At 69.7% G+C, this 17,888-nt stretch carries 17 protein-coding genes; 12 read left to right on the top strand and 5 right to left on the bottom strand.

Translation table 11 applies throughout. The annotated features are described in order from the left end of the window. Window positions 1–61: 61 nt before the first annotated feature. Both ACFE7F_RS10700 and ACFE7F_RS10695 read right to left on the bottom strand, forming a co-directional pair. Entirely contained in the window at window positions 62–517 is a 456-nt protein-coding gene (locus ACFE7F_RS10700; protein ID WP_375403839.1) for a group 1 truncated hemoglobin, read from the bottom strand. Window positions 518–528: 11 nt separating this feature from the next. Next, a complete protein-coding gene (locus ACFE7F_RS10695) occupies window positions 529–1,395 on the bottom strand; it encodes a DUF3034 family protein (protein WP_375403838.1) in 867 nt (288 codons plus the stop codon). A 99-nt stretch (window positions 1,396–1,494) separates the two neighbouring features. Between ACFE7F_RS10695 and ACFE7F_RS10690 the strand changes: the two genes are divergently transcribed. Together ACFE7F_RS10690 and ACFE7F_RS10685 are read left to right on the top strand one after the other, a co-directional pair. Next, window positions 1,495–2,082, top strand: a complete 588-nt coding sequence (locus tag ACFE7F_RS10690) for a methylamine utilization protein (protein ID WP_375403837.1) — start codon at window positions 1,495–1,497, stop codon at window positions 2,080–2,082. Next, window positions 2,079–4,418, top strand: coding sequence for a putative bifunctional diguanylate cyclase/phosphodiesterase (locus tag ACFE7F_RS10685; RefSeq protein WP_375403836.1), 2,340 nt, complete (start codon window positions 2,079–2,081; stop codon window positions 4,416–4,418). Before ACFE7F_RS10690 ends, ACFE7F_RS10685 begins: the two co-directional genes overlap by 4 nt. Here the strand turns inward: ACFE7F_RS10685 and ACFE7F_RS10680 are convergent. The 3 genes from ACFE7F_RS10680 to ACFE7F_RS10670 are packed head-to-tail and all read right to left on the bottom strand — an operon-like array spanning window position 4,415 to window position 7,075. Next, window positions 4,415–5,107 carry an NTP transferase domain-containing protein gene (locus ACFE7F_RS10680; RefSeq protein ID WP_375403835.1) on the bottom strand — a complete coding sequence of 231 codons (693 nt, stop codon included), beginning with the start codon at window positions 5,105–5,107 and terminating at the stop codon, window positions 4,415–4,417. The two genes, ACFE7F_RS10685 and ACFE7F_RS10680, sit on opposite strands and share 4 nt — an antisense overlap. A gap of 1 nt (window position 5,108) precedes the next feature. Further along, a complete protein-coding gene (locus tag ACFE7F_RS10675) occupies window positions 5,109–6,200 on the bottom strand; it encodes an inositol-3-phosphate synthase (protein ID WP_375403834.1) in 1,092 nt (363 codons plus the stop codon). Next, the gene (locus tag ACFE7F_RS10670) at window positions 6,200–7,075 is read right to left on the bottom strand and encodes a CDP-alcohol phosphatidyltransferase family protein (RefSeq protein ID WP_375403833.1); all 876 of its coding nucleotides are present in this window, start codon (window positions 7,073–7,075) and stop codon (window positions 6,200–6,202) included. Before ACFE7F_RS10670 ends, ACFE7F_RS10675 begins: the two co-directional genes overlap by 1 nt. 300 nt (window positions 7,076–7,375) lie before the next feature. Here ACFE7F_RS10670 and ACFE7F_RS10665 point away from each other — a divergent pair, with 300 nt between their 5' ends. The 10 genes from ACFE7F_RS10665 to ACFE7F_RS10620 all read left to right on the top strand — a co-directional run bounded on the left by ACFE7F_RS10665 (window position 7,376) and on the right by ACFE7F_RS10620 (window position 17,732). Then, window positions 7,376–8,122: a Crp/Fnr family transcriptional regulator gene (locus tag ACFE7F_RS10665; RefSeq protein ID WP_375403832.1), complete on the top strand. Its 747-nt coding sequence runs from the start codon at window positions 7,376–7,378 to the stop codon at window positions 8,120–8,122. Window positions 8,123–8,247: 125 nt separating this feature from the next. Then, the gene (locus ACFE7F_RS10660; protein ID WP_375403831.1) at window positions 8,248–9,429 is read left to right on the top strand and encodes an inositol-3-phosphate synthase; all 1,182 of its coding nucleotides are present in this window, start codon (window positions 8,248–8,250) and stop codon (window positions 9,427–9,429) included. Window positions 9,430–9,594: 165 nt separating this feature from the next. After that, window positions 9,595–10,479 (top strand): hypothetical protein, encoded by an 885-nt coding sequence (locus ACFE7F_RS10655; RefSeq protein WP_375403830.1) that lies wholly within the window; start codon window positions 9,595–9,597, stop codon window positions 10,477–10,479. Beyond that, window positions 10,476–11,573, top strand: a complete 1,098-nt coding sequence (locus ACFE7F_RS10650; protein WP_375403829.1) for a class I SAM-dependent methyltransferase — start codon at window positions 10,476–10,478, stop codon at window positions 11,571–11,573. Before ACFE7F_RS10655 ends, ACFE7F_RS10650 begins: the two co-directional genes overlap by 4 nt. A 131-nt stretch (window positions 11,574–11,704) precedes the next feature. Continuing rightward, window positions 11,705–12,685, top strand: a complete 981-nt coding sequence (locus ACFE7F_RS10645) for a Gfo/Idh/MocA family protein (protein WP_375403854.1) — start codon at window positions 11,705–11,707, stop codon at window positions 12,683–12,685. Next, window positions 12,676–13,518: a hypothetical protein gene (locus ACFE7F_RS10640; protein ID WP_375403828.1), complete on the top strand. Its 843-nt coding sequence runs from the start codon at window positions 12,676–12,678 to the stop codon at window positions 13,516–13,518. Before ACFE7F_RS10645 ends, ACFE7F_RS10640 begins: the two co-directional genes overlap by 10 nt. After that, window positions 13,515–15,017 (top strand): YcaO-like family protein, encoded by a 1,503-nt coding sequence (locus ACFE7F_RS10635; RefSeq protein WP_375403827.1) that lies wholly within the window; start codon window positions 13,515–13,517, stop codon window positions 15,015–15,017. The genes ACFE7F_RS10640 and ACFE7F_RS10635 overlap by 4 nt, the downstream gene beginning before the upstream one ends. After that, window positions 15,014–15,844, top strand: a complete 831-nt coding sequence (locus tag ACFE7F_RS10630) for a sugar phosphate isomerase/epimerase family protein (protein WP_375403826.1) — start codon at window positions 15,014–15,016, stop codon at window positions 15,842–15,844. Before ACFE7F_RS10635 ends, ACFE7F_RS10630 begins: the two co-directional genes overlap by 4 nt. Further along, window positions 15,841–17,046 (top strand): glycosyltransferase family 4 protein, encoded by a 1,206-nt coding sequence (locus ACFE7F_RS10625; protein ID WP_375403825.1) that lies wholly within the window; start codon window positions 15,841–15,843, stop codon window positions 17,044–17,046. Before ACFE7F_RS10630 ends, ACFE7F_RS10625 begins: the two co-directional genes overlap by 4 nt. Further along, the gene (locus tag ACFE7F_RS10620) at window positions 17,043–17,732 is read left to right on the top strand and encodes a PIG-L deacetylase family protein (protein ID WP_375403824.1); all 690 of its coding nucleotides are present in this window, start codon (window positions 17,043–17,045) and stop codon (window positions 17,730–17,732) included. Before ACFE7F_RS10625 ends, ACFE7F_RS10620 begins: the two co-directional genes overlap by 4 nt. The last annotated feature ends 156 nt before the right edge of the window (window positions 17,733–17,888 follow it).

Raw genomic sequence — 17,888 nt, 5'->3', positions numbered from 1 at the left:
TCGCCGCGGCTACGCCGCGTCTTTCCCTCTCCCGCGAAAGCGGGAGAGGGTGCAAGCCCACCTACCGCTTCACCACGTCCCGCTTCATCGGGGCGAGCTTCGCCAGCAGCCGGTTCTGCGCGACGAAGGGCACGCCCTCGGCCCGCATCGCCCATTGCAGGTTTTCGGTCAGCGCGCCCATGTCGGCGCTCTGGAGCCCCATGTTCCGGTGCGCGTCCTTCATCGATCGCCCGGTATAGGCGCACCCGCCGCCGAGCAGGTAGCAGAAATGCTCGTTCAGCACGCGGCGGAGACGGACGCGGTCCTGCCCCTTGAAGATGTCGTCGATCCGCGGGTCGGCCAGGTTGCGCGCAAGGAACGCGTCCACCATCCGTTCGACGCCCGCGCGCCCGTGAAAGGCGCGCCACATGCCGTCGTCCGCAAAGGGCGCGGCGCCGGCGTTGGCGGGGCTCTGGACGTAGGGTGCGACCGGTTCCTCGACGGCGGCGACCTGAAGCAGGAAGGCGAGCAGGATCATGTATGTTCTCCTCAAAATCCGGTCTGGAGCTGGACGAAAAGCCCACGTTGTTTCTTCACCGTCGCGATGCCGCCCAGGTCGGCGTAGGCGGCGGTGAGCGTCACGTGACGGTGGACGCCCCAGGCCGCGAACAGGTCGTAGGCGTCATCCTCCCGCGCGAAGCCGAGCCGGTCGGGCTTGGTCCTCACCTCCGCCCCGACCGCCAGGCGCGGCGACAGCATCACCGCCGCCGATCCCTCGAACTGCGTCCCGAGCTTCGCGCCCCTGTCGCCGCCGTGCCCCAGCAGGCCCCATTGGTTGGCCTTGGTCAGCCGCACGGTCGCGTTCACGATCAGGCTGCGCGCCAGCAGCAGTTTGGTGGCGGACAGATAGTAATCGGTGCCGTTAGCCTTCCTGGCGCCGATCGCGCGCAGCACCGGCGCTCGGCTCGCGCGCTTGTGCTGCACCCCGACCGATATCTGCGGCACGATCGTATCCTGCGCCCACACCGCGTCGCCCAGCAGCCTGATCTTGGCGCCGTATATGTCCTGCCCGAAGGTGAAGCCCTTTCCGAGGCCGAGCGCCGCGCCGGTTTTGCCGATATCGAAGCTCTGCCGCGTATAGGACAGCTCGACCCGGTCGCGGATGCCTACCGCGACGCCGTACGCCTTCAAATCGAAATCGTTGAGGTATACGCCCGTCGCATGCGCGGTCGCGCCGATGCCGCGCTCGGTTTCATTGCCCGCGATCGTCGCCCAGCTGGCGATCCCGCCGCCCGCCGATCCGTCGACGCTGGTGATCCCGTCGGTCAGCACCAGCTTGCCGCCGCCGCGCCAGTCGCTGGCGTGGGCAGGAACACTGATCAACAGCAACAACATGACGAAATATAAAGACTTCATGATCTCCGGTTCCGAAACTCGACTAGTCCGGAGCTGGTGAACGCCTCGTAAAGACGGTCTTTACGGAACGTCAAAACGATAGGCGGTAGGCGACCGACCATGTTCCGTCGTTCCGCGCTCGTCGCGCTCGCATCCGTCGCAACCCCGGCCGCCGCCGCGCCCGTCGCGATCACCGTCCAGGGCCCGGGCGGCGAACCGTTGGCCGGGGCCGTCGTGACGATCGAGGTGCCGGGCCGGGCCGCGCCCGCCCCGCGCGGGGCGTATCTGATCGAGCAGCGCGACATCCAGTTCCAGCCGCGCGTGCTGATCGTGCCGGTGGGCGCGACCGTGGGGTTTCCGAACCGGGACAAGGTGCGCCACCACGTCTATTCCTTCTCCCGCCCCAAGAAGTTCGACCTGCGGCTCTATGGGCGCGAGGACACGCGCTCCGTCGTGTTCGACAAGCCCGGCCCCGTCGCGCTTGGCTGCAACATCCATGATCTGATGAGCGGATTCGTGTTCGTGACCGCCACGCCGTTCGCGGCGCAGGCGGGAACGACGGGCCGCGTCGCCTGGACCGACGTGCCCGCAGGCGGGGCCGTCATGCGCGTCTGGCATCCGTCCATCCGCGCGCCCGGCAACAGCCTCTCGCGGCCGATCGCGGTGGGTACGGCGGGCTATGCGACGACGGTGACGATCGGGCGGTGATCCGCATCGGGCCGCCTCGATTTACAACGCTCCGCAGCAAGCTCGGCCTCCTGTATGCCGGGCTGTTCGCACTCGTGCTCCTCGCGATCGCCGGGGTGGCGAACGTCGCGCTGGAAGCGAGCGCGCGGCGGATTACCGAGGCTCAGCTCGCCACCGCCGGCAAGATCCACGACCGGCTATGGGCCGAGCGCGAGCGATCGCTGGTCGAGGCGGCGGACATTCTCGGGCGCGATTTCGGCTTCCGCTCGGCGGTGGCGAGCGACGACCGCCCGACCATCGCCTCCGCGCTGACTTCGCTGAAGGCCCGCGCGCGCGTCGCCTCCGCGATGGTGGTCGATCTGGAGGGCGGGGTCGTCGGGGCCGAGGGGGATCTGGCGCGCGTCGCCGCCGAGCTGCCCTTCACGCTCGCCCGGGGCCGCCGCGACGCGGTGTCGGTGGCGGGCGGGCGTCCGTATCGGTTCGTGCTGGCACCGATATTGGCGCCTTCCGAGATCGGCTGGGTCGTGTTCGCGCTGCGTCTCGACGGAGCGGAGATGCGCGCCTTGGAGGGCTTTTCCGCCATCCCGCTCACCGCCACGGTGCTCCGCCGCGACGGTGCGCGCTGGGTCGCGACGGAGGGGGACCTCCGGCCGAGCGCCGCGCTCGACAAGCTCGTCGCGAGCCCGGGAGCGAGCCGCGCGCCCGTCTCGCTCGCGCTGTCGACCGGCACCGCGCTCGCGCTCGTCAAGCCGCTCGCCGGGCCGGACGGTCGACCGCGGGCCGTCCTCCTGATCCGCTACCCGTTGTCCCTGGCGCTGGCCGCTTATCGTCCGATCCGGATCGGGATCGCGCTGACCGGCCTGGCCGGGCTGATCGTCGTGCTTGTGGGAAGCGGTCGGCTCGCCCGCGGGATCACGCAGCCGCTGGCGATGCTCGACCGCGCCGTGCGCTCGCTCGAGAACGGGTCCCGGACCGAGCTTCGCGTCGACGGGACGGACGAGATCGGCCGGTTGGCCGAAAGCTTCAACCGCATGTCGGCCGAAATCGTCGAGCGCGAGACGCGGATCACGCACATGGCGTTCCACGACTCGCTCACCGGCCTGCCCAACCGCGCCGCGCTCCGTCAGGCGCTGGACCAGGCGGTCGCGCGCGCGGCGCATGCGAGCGGGACGGTGGCGGTGCTGTGCCTGGACCTGGACGGGTTCAAAACGGTCAACGATACGTTGGGCCACCCGGCGGGCGACAAGCTGCTCCGGCTGGTCGGCGCGACCGTGGTCGAGCTCGCGCCCGACGGCGTGGTCGCGCGGCTGGGCGGCGACGAGTTCGCGATCGTGCTGGCGGGCGGCTCGAACCTGGACCGTCCGCGCGCGCTGGCGCAAGCGGTGCTCGACCGCCTGCGCGAGCCGATATGGATCGACGGCCAGCTGATCGCGACGGGGGTCAGCATCGGCATCGCAGTCGGACCCGCCGACGGGCGGGATCCGGACGAGCTCCTCAAGAACGCCGACCTGGCCCTCTACCGCGCCAAGGGCGAGGGGGGCGGAACCTATTCCTTCTTCGAGCCCGCACTCGACGCGGCCGCGCGCGCGCGGCGCCAGCTCGAGCTCGATCTGCGCCGCGCGATCGCGACCGGGGAGTTCACCCTCCACTACCAGCCGATCGTCGATCTCGGCACCGACCGGATCGGCGGGTTCGAGGCGCTCCTCCGCTGGAACCACCCGACGCGCGGGCTGGTCTCCCCGATCGACTTCATCCCCGTCGCCGAGGAGACCGGGCTGATCATCGCGATCGGCGAATGGGTGATGCACGAGGCCTGCCGCTTCGCCGCGGGGTGGCCCGACCATCTGCGGATCGCGGTCAACGTGTCGCCGATCCAGTTCCGCCACGCCGGTTTCGCGAGCGTCATCGCCCAGGCGCTCGCGCGCAGCGGCCTCGCGCCCGCCCGGCTCGAGGTCGAGATCACCGAGTCGGTGTTCCTGGAGGGGGAGGGGCCCGTGGTGACGTTGCTTCACTCGCTCCGCGCGCTCGGCGTCCGGGTGGCGCTCGACGATTTCGGCACGGGCTATTCGTCGCTCAGCTACCTGCGTTCGTTCCCGTTCGACAAGATCAAGATCGACCGCAGCTTCGTGATCAACGTCGTGCATGATCCGAGCGCCGCGGCCATCGTCCGCGCGATCGTGGACCTGGCGGGCGCGCTGCACATGGATACCACGGCGGAGGGGGTCGAGGATGTCGACCAGCTCGCCCGTTTGCGCGAACAGGGCTGCGGAAGCATCCAGGGCTATCTGTTCAGCCGTCCGGTGCAAGGTGACTTGGTAGCCGGACTGCTCGGGCGGGAGCTGGCGCGCGCGGCTTAGGCGACCAGCCGCTCCGCCTCGGCGAGCGCGGCGGGATCGTCCACGTCGATCCAGTCGAGATCGCTGCAATCCACGACCCTGGCACGTCCCGTCGCCGCGAGCGCGCGCACGCCCTCGGTCAGCGACGGCGCGGGCATCCGGCCGAGCACGTCGAATAAGGCGGGGCCGACCGCGAACACGCCCGTGTCGTAGCAGTCGTGCGGCTCCAGCTCCTTGCCGATCGCGACAATGCGGTCCCCCATCGTCGCCACGCGCGTCACGTCCATCGGATCAACTGACGGATGGCCCAGCCGCCGGTCGACGCCCAGCCGCAGCCCCGCGCCCGTGCCCGCCTCGGCCATGCGGCGGTACAGCGCGGGCGCGACCAGGTGGTCGCACATCGCCAGCAGCGTCTCTCCTTTGACGACCGGCGCGGCCGCGAGCACAGACAAGCCGTTGGGCAGCCGCCAGTCGCCCGACCTGACCGTTTCGACCACGACCGGCCAACGCCGCGCGCGCAGATACGCCTCGACCGTGTCCGCGCCGTAGCCGGTCACCACCACAACCCGCCCGATTCCCGCCGCGCCCAGCCCGGTCAGCGCATGATCGATCAGCGTCCGGCCCGCCACGGGGCATAGCGGCTTGAGCGGGGTAGCCCCCCGAAGCCGGCTGCCCTCGCCCGCCGCCAGCAGGATCGCGGTGCGGATCACCTCAAGCGGCTTCGATGAACCGCTCGACCTCGAGTTGCGCGATGTCGTCGGTCATCTGCGTGCGCGGATGCTTGCAGAAATAAGCGGACGCCGCGTCGATCGGCCCCCGCAAGCCCCGGTCGCTGGCGAGCTTAGCGCAGCGGATCATGTCGATCGCGACGCCCGCCGAATTGGGGCTGTCCTCGACAGACAGGCGGAGCTCCAGATTCATCGGCACGCCGCCGAACAGCTGCCCCTCCATGCGCAGGAAGCAGACCTTGTTGTCGTTCTGCCACGGCACGTAGTCGGACGGGCCGATATGGACATTGTCGTCCGACAGCCGCTCGGCCGCGACCGACTGCACGGCTTCGGTCTTGGATATCTTCTTGGATTCGAGCCGGCGGTGGTTCGACATGTTAAGGAAGTCGGTGTTGCCGCCGGTGTTCAGCTGGTACGTCCGGTCCAGCTTCACGCCGCGCTTGGCGAACAGGTCGGTCAGTACGCGGTGGACGATCGTAGCGCCCAGCTGCGCCTTGATGTCATCGCCGATGATCGGCACGCCCGCCTCCTCGAAACGCTTGGCCCATTCGGGGTTCGACGCGATGAACACGGGGATGTTGTTGACGAACGCGACCCCGGCCTCGAGCGCGCATTCGGCGTAGAATTCGGTCGCCTCCTGGCTGCCCACGGGCAGGTAGTTCATCAGCACGTCGGCGCGGGTGCGGCGCAGCTCGGCGACCACCTCGTCCTTGGTCGGCTCGATCAGATCGGCGAGCAGGAAGGTGCGGTCGTCCTTGAAGTCGGCCATATGCTCGGCGAACCCGTCGAGCACGCGACCCATGCGCACGACCGCGCCCGTCGCCTCGACCGACGGGCAGAACACGGCGGTGCAGTTGGGTTTGGCGAAGATCGCATCGGCCACGTCCAGCCCGACCTTGCGTCGATCGATGTCCCAGGCGGCGACCACTTCGATGTCCGACGGGCGATATCCGCCCATGTCGTAATGCATCAGCCCGGTCTGGTCGTTCGCGCCCTCGCGGTAGTGGGACAACCCTTGCACGAGCGAGCTCGCGCAATTGCCGATGCCGACCACGGCGACCTTTATGCTTGCCATCAGCCTATCTGATCCTTGGAGAAGAATACCGCGCCCAGCTCCCGGGGCGGTTGAAGAGGATGCGCGCGCGCGAGCAGCCGCGTCTCGACGCGCCGGTGCCACGCGATTCCGGCGATGGCGATCAGCGTCATCGGCGCGATCTCGATCCAGCAGAACAGCTCGGGCCGACCCGCGACGCACGCGCCGAACAGCGCCAGCACGCGCATGTTGGCGGTCAGCAGCGCCAGCAACCGCATCGGCGGCACCGCCCCGTCCGCATACGCGATCCGCAGGCGATGACCGTCAGGACCGTCCAACGCCGCATCGAAGCGCGCGGTGACGCGGTCCATGCCGAAAGCCACGGCGTCATATAGCCGAACGAACGGATTATGGCCGACCGGCAGGGGCGTGGAAGGTGCCGCTCCCTTGATCCGGCGATGGTACCTCGCCCGTTCGCCTTCATAGAGGCTAGATTGCACCGCATGCGCCGTGCCCGCGATGATCGCGAGCGCCCAACCGTCCACCGTGCCGATCGACAGCGCGACCGCGACATAGATCAAGATAAACACGCCGTGATCGCAGACCCCGTCGAGCACCCGGCCGAGCGGGCTGGCCGTACCCGTCGCGCGCGCGATCATCCCGTCGAGCCCATCGGCCACCAGCCATGCCGCCGCGAGGAGGAGCCCGATCACGCTCCACCGCCAGTCGACCCAGTGCCCGAAGCCCCACGCGGCACCCAAGCCGATGAAAAGACCCGCCACGGAAACCGCGTTCGCCGACACCCGCGCCCGCAGCGCGGGGCCGAGCAGACGCCGGCCGAGTGGGTGGATCAGGTACAGATTGGTGGGATCCTCGATCCGGCGGTCGCGTGATCCATCCGGGGGCGGAGGTGTCATGATCCGGCAACATTGCCCGCAAAACCGCACGACGACAAGGGCCTATGCCGGTCGGCCGAGTTCCGCTCCCGCAGGTACGCGCCGCGCGAATGGAACCCGCGAGCCGGCGTTAATATTGCCAAATTGGCTCAAGCCGTCGGATGCATCCGGATTGAACGTTTGGACGTTACTAATTTGGTACACATTCATTAACTTCGGCACGAAACGACCATGCAACGGGATTGTCGTTTGATCGTTACGGGCGTGATAGAGTTACATGACGGTCCGCGCCCGCGCACCGTCCAGGACAAGGGATCGCCCATGCGCCGCAGCGCTTTGACCGGCCGCCTGGAGCGGTATCTCTCCCTGACCGAGGAGGAGCGCGACGCGCTCGACTGGGCCGAACGCCGCGAGGTGCGCGTGCCGTCGGGCATGGTGCTGATGGAGCAAGGCGGGACCGTCGACCAGCTGTTCGTCGTCCAGCAGGGTTGGCTGCATTCGGGGATCGAGCTGAAGTCGGGCGGTCGCCAGATCCTGCGCTTCCACTATCCCGGCGACCTGATCGGCACGTCGAGCATCGCCTGGGCGCAGGCCGCCAATACGATCACCGCGGTGTCCGACTGCGTCGTGTCCGAACTGTCCAAGGTCAATCTCGGCCGCATCTTCAAGGCGCAGCCGCGACTGGCGGGCATGCTGTACGCCATGGCCGCCGCCGAGAACGTCGCGATGAGCGACCGGCTCGCCTCCATCGGGCGCACCGACGCGATCGAGCGGCTGGCGACGCTGCTGCTCGACATCCTTGCGCGTCTGCGCGTCACCGCGGGCGGCGTGATCGAGTCCTTCGACCTGCCGCTCACGCAAAAGGACATCGGCGACGCGGTCGGGCTGACCAAGGTCCATGTCAATCGGACGCTCGGCGAGATGGAGCGCCGCGGCATGATCGAGCGGACCGGCCGACGCGTACGCATCGTGGACGAAGCCGAACTCGTGCGCTTCACCGGCTTCATCGATCGCTATGCGACCGTGCAGACCGATTGGCTGCCCGGACCGACCGCGCTGGCGGCCTGACGGGCCGACACTGGATAACTTACGGCAACGTTCGCTGATTTCGCCGTTTCCCCCGGGGGAGTGCGGCGGCATTCGGCGGCGGCGCGTTGACGCAGGGCATGCGTCGTTGAACAGGGACCAAGGAAATGTCGGAGCGTTTGGGTGTCGCGGTGATCGGCATGGGCGGCGCGGTCGCCACCACGGCCGCGGCGGGGGTCGAGATGATCCGCAGCGGATCGAACGATCTGTCCGGGCTTCCGCTCGCCGACCGTCAGGTCGCGGGAATGGCGGCGTATCGCGACATCTACTTCGACGGCTGGGATCTCAGCGGCGACGATCTCGGCACGGCGGCGATGCGCCACGGCGTGATCGGCGAGAAGGAACTGGCCAACGGCGCGTCGGCGCTCCGCGAAATGCGGCCCTGGCCCGCGGTCGGCTCTACTGACTTCTGCGCCAACATCGACGGCGCCAACAAGATCGCCGCGCCCGGCCACCGCGCCGCCGTCGAGCGCATCAAGGACGACCTGTCGCGGTTCAAGCAGGAAAAGCGCCTCGACCGCGTGGTGATGATCAACCTCGCATCGACCGAGCGCAAGATCGACGCCGACGCGGACGCCTGGACCTCGGTCGACGCGTTCGAACGCGCGCTCGACCGCGACGATCCCGCGATCAGCCCGGCGATGCTCTACGCCTACGCCGCGATCGACGCGGGCGCTCCATACGCCAACTTCACACCCTCGACCGCCGCCGATGTCCAGCCGCTCGCCGACCTCGCGGCCCGGCGGAACGTCCCCGTCGCGGGCAAGGACGGCAAGACCGGCCAGACGCTCATGAAGACGGTGATCGCCCCGGCGCTGCGCGACCGCGCGCTCCATGTCGACGGCTGGTTCTCGACCAACATCCTGGGCAATTCGGATGGGCTCGCGCTCGACGATCCCAAGTCGCTGGCGTCGAAGGTCGACACCAAGAAGAGCGTGCTCGACCAGATCCTGGGCTACCCGGTCGAGGATCACATCATCATGATCCATTATTACCGCCCGCGCGGCGACGACAAGGAGGCGTGGGACAATATCGACCTGACGGGCTTCCTGGGCCAGAAGATGCAGCTCAAGCTCAACTTCCTGTGCAAGGACTCTGTTCTGGCCGCCCCGCTCGCGATCGAGATCGCGCGCTGCCTCGGCCTCGCGCAGGCGCGCGGCGAGGGCGGGGTGCAGGAGCAGCTCGGCGTGTTCTTCAAATCGCCGCAGACCGCGGGCGGGCGCGATCCGATCCACGGCTTCGGCGAGCAGCAGCTGATCCTCGACAACTGGCTCGCGAGCGGGAAGTAAGGGCGTGAGGTCCGGCTGCGCCATCCTCCCCCGGAGGGGGAGAGGAACCATGCGAGGCATGGTGGAGGGGTATCTCTCGACAAGGCTAAGCTTGTCCATGTCGAGAGATACCCCTCCGTCACGCCTTCGGCGCGCCACCTCCCCTTCCAGGGGAGGACTAAGATGATGACTCCCGCCATCCTCCCGCTTTTCCGCGAACTCGGCGACCTGAAGCGCATCCGGTCCGCCGACCGGCCGGGCACGATCGCCGACCGGTTGTTCGCGGACGGCTGGGCGGCTTTGGCAGCCGGCGTCCCCGCGTCCGACGTCATGGCGCGTACAGTCGCGGCCGCGTTGGCGGCGGCCCGGCTCGGCGACCTCGATCTCGCCAAGCTCCGCGCGCTTGGGTTGGGCAATGAAGCGGTCGTAATACTGGAACGCGCGTTCGACGAGGTGGCGGCGGGTCTCGACCCCGCCCTCGCTGCGCGGCTCCGTCCCGCGCTCGCGGCGGGTGCCCCGGACCCCGGGCCCGTGCCCGATTTCGTCGGCAAGCTCACCCGCCAGCCACGCGCAGGCGTGACGTGCCCGGGCCGTCCGCGCATCATGCTCCAACCGCCGGAAAACCATGCGGAGCACTCCCTGATGGTCGCCGTCTACGCCGTGATCGCCGCGCCGTGGTACGACGCCGACCCGGTCGTCGCGTTCGTCGCCTCGATGGCGCATCATTTCCACAATGCGGCGATGCCCGACTCCGGCTTCAGCGGCGAGGTGCTGCTCGGGGATGCGCTGGACGCGGTGATCGACCGTGCGCGCGAGATGGCGATGGTGGAACTCGCGCCCGCCGTCGCCGAGCAGGTCCGCGCCGCGCTCGCACCGATCGGCGGCGACGTCGCCCCGCATGCCCGCGCTTTCCATGTCGGCGACGTGCTCGACCGCGTGCTGGAGATCGAACAGCACCTCCGCGCCGCGACCGTGACGATGGGCGAGGTGCTCGGCACCTACGGCCTGGTGCATGACGGCCCGGTCAAGGGCTTCCACGACCACATCCTGAGCCAAGTCGGGCTGGCGTGATCCCGCTGCTCTCGCCCACAAGCGGGCAGGCATTGACCGCCGACACGCCCCAATCGCTCGCGGACGGTTGGGGCGGTCGCTGGCCCGTGGTCGACGGCATCCCCTATCTGCGCGTCGAGAGCGAGGGGCTGGTCGCGCTCGCGCTCAACCACCTCGATGCGGGTCGCACCGACGAAGCATTGGTCGCGCTCCTGACCGATCAGGACGCTTGGTGGACCGGCCCCGCGACCGATCTCACCGACCTTCGCCGCCTCGTCGCCGAGCGCGATACACTGAGCTTGCGCGATGCGATGGCGCTGCTCCGCTTCGGCCCCGTCGCGGACTATTTCGCCTATCGTTGGAGCGACCCGACCTACCTCGCCGGCCTCGCACTGCTCGAAGCGCATTGGGCCGAGCCGAAGACCGCGTTCGAGCTCGCCTGCGGCATCGGCCATTATCTCCGCGAACTGACCCGGCGCGGCGTGGCCTGCGTGGGCGCGGATGTGGTGTTCGCCAAATGCTGGCTCGCCAAGCATTGGGTCGCCCCGGAAGCCGAGTACGTCGTGTTCGACGCGGGCGCGACCTGGCCGATCGGCCCGGAGCGGTTCGACCTCGTCCAGTGCCACGACGCCTTCTACTTCATGCCGCGCCAGGAGTTCGTGGCGGACCGTCTTCGAGATGCGACCGCCCCCGACGGCGTATTGGCGGTCAGCCACGTTCATAACAGCGGCTTCACCGGCGGCGCGAAGGGACCGGCCAAGCGCGCGGACGAGTGGGCGACGTTCTTTCCCGACGCGACCGTCTTCGACGAACGCGCGTTGCTCGGCGCGCTCCTCACGGCGGATGCGCCCGAATCGACGGCGTGGGTCGACGACCCAGCCGTCGAGGCCTGGTCGCTGGCGAAAGGCGGCGGACCGGCGCGTTCACTGACGGGCGGCTTCGCCCTGCCGCCGACCGACGCCAAGCTCCGTCGCAATCCGCTGCTCGGCGAGGACGGCGTGCGCTGGCCGTCCGATCACTACCGCGACGAATACGCGGCCGGATGCGCTTGGGCCAGCGACGCGGGCGACGACGTCCGCACCCGGCGCCTGGTCGACCTTCCGGAGCGGTGGTGATGGTGTCGACCACGCCACCCCCGTTCGGCCCGAGCTTGTCGAAGGCTCGTCCCTCTCCCTCCGCCAAGGACGAAAACGACCCTTCGACAAGCTCAGGGCGAACGGAAAGGGTAAGACCCGCCCGCTGGGGCATCGCCGGCTTCGGCTGGGTCGCGCGTGATTATATGGCGCCCGCGATCGAGGCCGCCGGGGGCGTCGTGACCGCGATCGCGGACCCGTCCCCGATCGCGCAGGCGAGCGCCGAGTCGGCGGGCATCCTCGCCTTCGACGACGCCGCGACGATGCTCGCGAGCGGCGAGGTCGACCTGCTCTATGTCGCCACCCCCAACAACGCGCATCTCGGCCCCGTCCGCGCCGCCGCCGAGGCGGGCATACCGGTACTGTGCGAGAAGCCCCTGGCGCACTCGCTGAACGACGCGGAGGCGATCGGCCGCGCGGTCGCCGACACCGGCGTCCTTTACGGCACGGCCTTCGATCAGCGTCACCACCCCGCCCACCGTCGGATGGCGGAGCTGATCGCGGACGGTGCGATCGGCCGCCCCGTCGCGGTCCGGATCGTCTATTGCTGCTGGGTCGACCCGCTCTGGTCCGCCGACGGGTTGGGCTCGCCCAACTGGCGCGCCGATCCGCAGGCGGCCGGGGGCGGAGCGGTGATCGATCTCGCGCTCCACGGCCTCGACCTCGCCCAGCTCCTCGTCGGCGAGCCGCTCGACCGCCTCCATATCGACCTGCAACGCCGCATCCACGACTATCCGGTCGACGACGGCGGCATCCTGTCCGGCCGCACCGCGTCGGGCGTGCTCCTGACCAGCCACGTCGCCTATAATTGCCCCGAAGTCCTCCCCCGCCGCCGCCTCGAAGTGCAGGGCGAGACCGGCCTCCTGACCGCGATCGACACCATGGGCCAGACCCCGGGCGGGACGGTGACGCTGACCAACGACCAAGGCGTCGTCGGCGTGACCTTCGGCGATCTCACGAGCCCGTTCGCCGCCCAGGCCGCCGCCTTTCAGGCCGCCGTGCGGGGCGAGCCGCACGACTTTTCGCTCGCCCGCGACCTCGACCTCATGCGCCTGTTCGACCGCGCCTACATGACGGCGCGCGCATGCCTCTGACCTACTGGGCCTGCGCAAACTGCGGCTTCTGGCAACGCCATTTCGCGCCGCCCGACTGCCCCGTCTGCACCGACGTCCGCAACGAGCTCCCCGCCGACGGCTGGCGGTTCCTCCCCGAGCACGAGGTCCGCGCGACGCATGAAGGGCAGGGCAGGGAGGTCGCCCCCGGCCTGTGGGCGTTCACCACCACGCCGAACCTGGGCCTCGCCGGCACGGGCTGGCTGATCGTCCGGCCGGAGGGCAACATCGCCTTCGAAGCCGCTCCGTATTATTCAAACACCATGCTCGCCCGGATCGAGCAACTCGGCGGCGTTCAGATCCTCGCCGCCTCGCACGCGCACGGCTACGGCGCGCTCTGGCAGCTCCAGAACGCGTTCCGCCCGGCCGTCCTCGCCATTCACCGCGACGACCTGCGCATGACCAAGGCGTTCGGGGTGAATTACCCGTACGACGACACCCTAGAACTCGCGCCGGGTTACGTGCTCCACCATGTCGGCGGTCATTACGAGGGCCAGGCCGCGCTCCACGACGCGTTCGGCCGCCGCCTGTTCTGCGGCGACATGTTCAAGATCGACCAGGACGCCGCCGGCCGCAGCCAGGCCATCTCCAGCCACAAGGCGTTCCACCTAGACATCCCGCTCACCCACGCCGAGCTTCGTCGCTACCGCGACGTGATCGCCCCGCTCGCCTTCGACGCGGTCCTCACCCCCTTCGAATACGCGCCGGAGATCGGCCGCGCGCAAGCGCTCGCCGCGCTCGACGAGGCGCTCGCCCGCCCGCCCGGCGTCCGCCGCCTGCCCTTGGAGTCCCTGTCTTTGGAGCCTATGCGTTGATCCACTGCGCCGAACCCGTCCCCGACATCGCCCGCGCCTATATCGACGCGATGCCCGCGGGCGAGTGGTACCTGTTCGACATGAGTCCGCTCGACCGCACGGGCGTACCCGCCTGGAAGGCCGCGCTGTTCCCGCACGACCCCGCCGCCGCCGGATGCGAGATGCAGCAAGGTACCGGCTACGGCGAGACGCACGCCCGCGCGATCATCGCCGCCGTCGCGGAGTGCTACGAGGAGGTCCACGCCCGCCTCGGCTTCGCCAAGCTCGCGCAAGTGGAGGGCAGCTACGACCGGCTCGTCGCCGAGCGGGGCAGGGGCGCGGTCGCCGATCCGCTCGAACTCTGCCTCCCCGCCGGCTCGCCCGTCGGCCGCGACACGCCGCTCCGCTGGGTGGAGGCGCGGCGCTGGTTCGCGGGCGGCCCCGTGCTCGTGCCCGTCGATCTTGCAGCGCTCTCCACCGACGCGCTACCCGGCGACTACCGCCCGTTCACCACGCTCATCACCAACGGCCTGGGCGCCGGGCCGACGCGCGAGTGGGCGCGCGCGCACGGACTGTTTGAGCTGCTGCAGCGCGACGGCAACGGCCTGTTCTTCCGCGCGCTCGATCCCGGCGTCCGCCTGACGCTCGACGACACGCTCCCGCCCGATCTCCGGGCCGTCGTCGACCGCGTGGCGGGCACGGGCATCGACTTGCTCCCCAAATTCGCGACCGACGAGTTCGGCCTCGTCAACCTGTACGTCGTGGGCGGCGACCGCGTGCCCGAAGCGCTCCCCGTCCCGATCGCGATGACCGGGGGCGGGGAGGCGTCGGATCTCGACCGGCACTCGGCGCTGCGCAAGGCGGTGCTCGAATACGCCCACGCCCGCGCGCGCAAGGCCTTCACCTTCGGCCCGCTCGAGCTGATCCGCGCCGTCATGCCACCGGGCTATTGGGAGCGCGTCGAGCCCCGCACCCGCCGCGCCGCCCGCGACACCGAACCGCGCCAGGTCGACGCTTTCCGCCGTTGGCTGTCGCTGGACGGCCCCGCGCTCCGCGACCTGCTGACCGATCCCGTCTTCACCGTGCGCAGCGAGCGCCCCTTCGCCTCGCTCGCCACCAGCGACATCGTCGCGCCGGAGGCCAAGGGCGACGAAGCCGCGCGCCGACTGGTCGCCGCCGACTTCGACCCGCTCGTCCTCGACTGGACCGCCGATGGCGCGCCGATGCACGCCGCGCGCGTGATCGTCCCACGGCTCGAGGTCGAGACGATGAGCTACGCCCGCATCGGCGAGCGCGGCGTCGCCAAGCTCGTCGCGGCCGACAGCCCGCTGATCCGCTGGGGCGAGCCGAGCGAGACTCGCCGCCCCGTCCGTCTGACGCGCGAGGCGCAGGACCGGCTCGGCGGCCAACCCCTGTTCGACACCGCCGAAGCGGAGCGGATCGTCGGCGGGCTCTATCCGCTCTACCGCGAGCCCGGCAGCCACGAGATGATGTTCCACACGGCCACGGAGCCCGCATGAGCCTGCGCTACGCCTACAACACCAACGGCGCGGCCTCGCACCGGCTGGATGACGCGATCCGGCTGATTGCCGACAGCGGCTATGACGGCGTCGCGCTCACGCTCGACCACCATCATCTCGATCCCTTCGCGGACGGCTGGCGCGTCGAGGCTGAACGGGTCGCTGCGCTGCTCGCGTCGCTGGACCTCGGCAGCGTGATCGAGACCGGCGCGCGCTACCTGCTCGACCCGCGCGACAAGCACGAACCCACGCTCGTCACCACCTCGCCCGAGGGCCGCGCGCGCCGCGTCGCGTTCCTCCAACGCTCGGTCGACATCGCCGCGATCCTCGGCTCCGAAACCGTCAGCTTCTGGGCGGGCGTCCCCAAGCCGGAGGTCGACCGGACCGACGCGTTCGACTGGCTCGACCGCGGCCTCGCGCAAATCTGCGAGTATGCCGACCGCGCGGGCGTCGCCGTGAGCCTGGAACCCGAGCCGGGCATGCTGATCGAGACGGTCGGCGACTACCAACGCCTCCACGACTTCCATCCGAGCCTGTGCCTCGCGCTCGACACCGGCCATTGCCTCGTGACCGGCGACATCGATCCGGAGGAGGCGGTGCGCCTCTACGCCTCGCGCCTGGGCACCGTCGCGATCGAGGACATGCGCCGCGGCGACCATACGCATCTGCCGTTCGGACAGGGCGACATGGACATCCCCGCGATCCTCTCGGCGCTCAGCCAGATCGGGTTTTCGAAGCTGGTCTGCGTCGAACTTTCCCGCGAGTCGCCCCGCGCCCACGCCGCTATCCCGGAATCGATCGCGTATCTGAAGAACGCCGAACAGTGAGGATCTGCTTCGTCTCCCGCCGCTTCTTCCCCGCCATCTCCGGCATGTCGATCTACGCGCTCAACCTCCTGCGCGAGCTCGTCGCGGCGGGGCACGACGTGACGATGGTGAGCCAATATTACGGCGATCCCGCCCGCCGTGCCGTCTATGGCGGCGGCCCGCCCCCACCCGTGCCCGGCGTCCGCGTGATCGGGCTGGAAGCGCTCGGCGAACAGAACGGCGGCGACTTCGAGCGCGACATCGACGCGGTGGTCTTCACGATCATGCGCGAGCACGAACGCCGTCCCTTCGACATCCTCCATGCGCAATACGGCTACCCGACCGGCTGGGCGACGCTCCTCGCCGCCAAACGGTCGGGTGTCCCGTGCCTCGTCTCGATCCAGGGCGGCGACGGCCACTGGGTCGGCTCCTGCTGCGAGACGCACCGCGAGGCGATGGTCCGGGTCCTCGACCATGCGGGAGCATTGCTGATCGGCGGCGCGAGCTTCGCCGAGGAGGTCCAGGGTCGCCTCGGCACGCCGACGGAGCGCTTCACGATCGTCCCCGGCGCGGTCGACACCGACCGCTTCACGCCGGGGGAGGGGAGCACCGGCCCCGTCCGCCTGCTCTATCACGGCCGCGTCGACCGCCGCAAAGGCGTGCTCGACTTCCTCCACGCGCTTCCCGCCGTTACCGGCGACTGGTCCGCCACCATCTCCGGCATCGGTCCCGACGTTGACGCGGCCCGCGCGCTCGCTGCCGACCTCGCGCTCGGGCACCGCGTCGCCTTCTCCGGATACGCCGACTATGCCGACGTCCCCGACCTCTACCGCCGCCACGACGTATTCGTGTCGCCCACCTATGCGGAAGGGTTCTCGAACACGATCCTGGAGGCGATGGCGAGCGGCCACGCCGTCCTGTCCTGCCGCGCGGTCGGCGTCGTCGACTGCCTGCGCGACGGGGAGAACGGCCTTCTGACCGACCCGGGCGACATACCCGCGCTCACCGCCGCGCTCACCCGCCTGGTTCAGGACCGTCCCCTACGCGACCGCCTGGCCGCCGCCGCGCTGGAGGAATGCCGCCGCGTCTATAGCTGGAGCGCCGTCGGCCGCCAGATCGTCGGCGTGTACGACCGCCTGCTCGGCACCGCGCCCGCCACCGATTTTTCCGAGGAGTTGCCGGTGTCCCCGTGCCGCTTCCGCGCCGAGCCGCATCTGCTGTGAACGGCCACCTCGTCGCTGTCTCCCCGCATCTCGACGACGCCGCTTTCTCGGCGGGCGGAACGCTGGCGGGGTATGTCCGGGATGGCGGGCGGGTGACGATCGTCACCTGCTTCACCGGCAACGTGTCCGACCCGCAAGGCTTCGCGCTCGCCTGCCAACTCGACAAGGGCCTGCCCGCCGAGCTCGATTATATGGCGCTTCGCCGGGGCGAGGACGAGCGCGCCTGCGCGGCGATCGGCGCGACGCCCGTCCACCTCCCGTTCCTCGAAGCCCCGCACCGAGGGTACGAGTCCGCCTCCGAATTATTCGGCGATCGCCTTCCCGCCGACGACATGGCCGATCGCCTCGCCCCCGAACTCGCCCGCCTGGTAAAGGATGCGACGCTGATCCTCGGCCCGCTCGGCATCGGTGCCCATGTCGACCACCATATCGTTCGCGAGGCGCTGGCCCGCGTCGCGGATCCCGAGCGCCTGCTGCTATGGGAGGACTGGCCGTATCTCGACCGTGCCGACCGGGCGCCCGGCGACCCCGCATGGACGGTCGCGCTCGACGCCGAGCTGATCGAGGCGCGGATCGCCATGTGCGCGGCCTATGAAAGCCAGCTCGGCTTCCAGTTCGGCGGCCGCGTCGCCATGACCGAGCGGCTCGGCGCGATCGAGCGCGAACGCTTCCACAAGGCGCGCTGATCGTTGATTTCCGGTCGCCCTGAGCTTGTCGAAGGGTCGTCCTCCTTCCCACGGTCGCTTAAGACGATGCCTGGACAAGCTCAGCCCGAACGGAGAGTGATATGAAGACCCGCGCCGCCGTTGCGTTCGCCCCCAAGCGGCCGCTGGAGATCGTCG

The sequence above is a fragment of the uncultured Sphingomonas sp. genome (assembly GCF_964235535.1).
Classification (GTDB): Bacteria; Pseudomonadota; Alphaproteobacteria; order Sphingomonadales; family Sphingomonadaceae; genus Sphingomonas.
Note: the sequence above shows the minus strand (reverse complement) of the source record. Positions and strands in the feature narration are given on the sequence as shown.

Coding starts and splice junctions, on each gene's coding strand:
- ACFE7F_RS10700 (WP_375403839.1), bottom strand. CDS start 517: ATGATCCTGCTCGCCTTCCTGCTTCAGGTCGCCGCCGTCGAGGAACCG.
- ACFE7F_RS10695 (WP_375403838.1), bottom strand. CDS start 1,395: ATGAAGTCTTTATATTTCGTCATGTTGTTGCTGTTGATCAGTGTTCCT.
- ACFE7F_RS10690 (WP_375403837.1), top strand. CDS start 1,495: ATGTTCCGTCGTTCCGCGCTCGTCGCGCTCGCATCCGTCGCAACCCCG.
- ACFE7F_RS10675 (WP_375403834.1), bottom strand. CDS start 6,200: ATGGCAAGCATAAAGGTCGCCGTGGTCGGCATCGGCAATTGCGCGAGC.
- ACFE7F_RS10670 (WP_375403833.1), bottom strand. CDS start 7,075: ATGACACCTCCGCCCCCGGATGGATCACGCGACCGCCGGATCGAGGAT.
- ACFE7F_RS10665 (WP_375403832.1), top strand. CDS start 7,376: ATGCGCCGCAGCGCTTTGACCGGCCGCCTGGAGCGGTATCTCTCCCTG.
- ACFE7F_RS10660 (WP_375403831.1), top strand. CDS start 8,248: ATGTCGGAGCGTTTGGGTGTCGCGGTGATCGGCATGGGCGGCGCGGTC.
- ACFE7F_RS10655 (WP_375403830.1), top strand. CDS start 9,595: ATGACTCCCGCCATCCTCCCGCTTTTCCGCGAACTCGGCGACCTGAAG.
- ACFE7F_RS10640 (WP_375403828.1), top strand. CDS start 12,676: ATGCCTCTGACCTACTGGGCCTGCGCAAACTGCGGCTTCTGGCAACGC.
- ACFE7F_RS10630 (WP_375403826.1), top strand. CDS start 15,014: ATGAGCCTGCGCTACGCCTACAACACCAACGGCGCGGCCTCGCACCGG.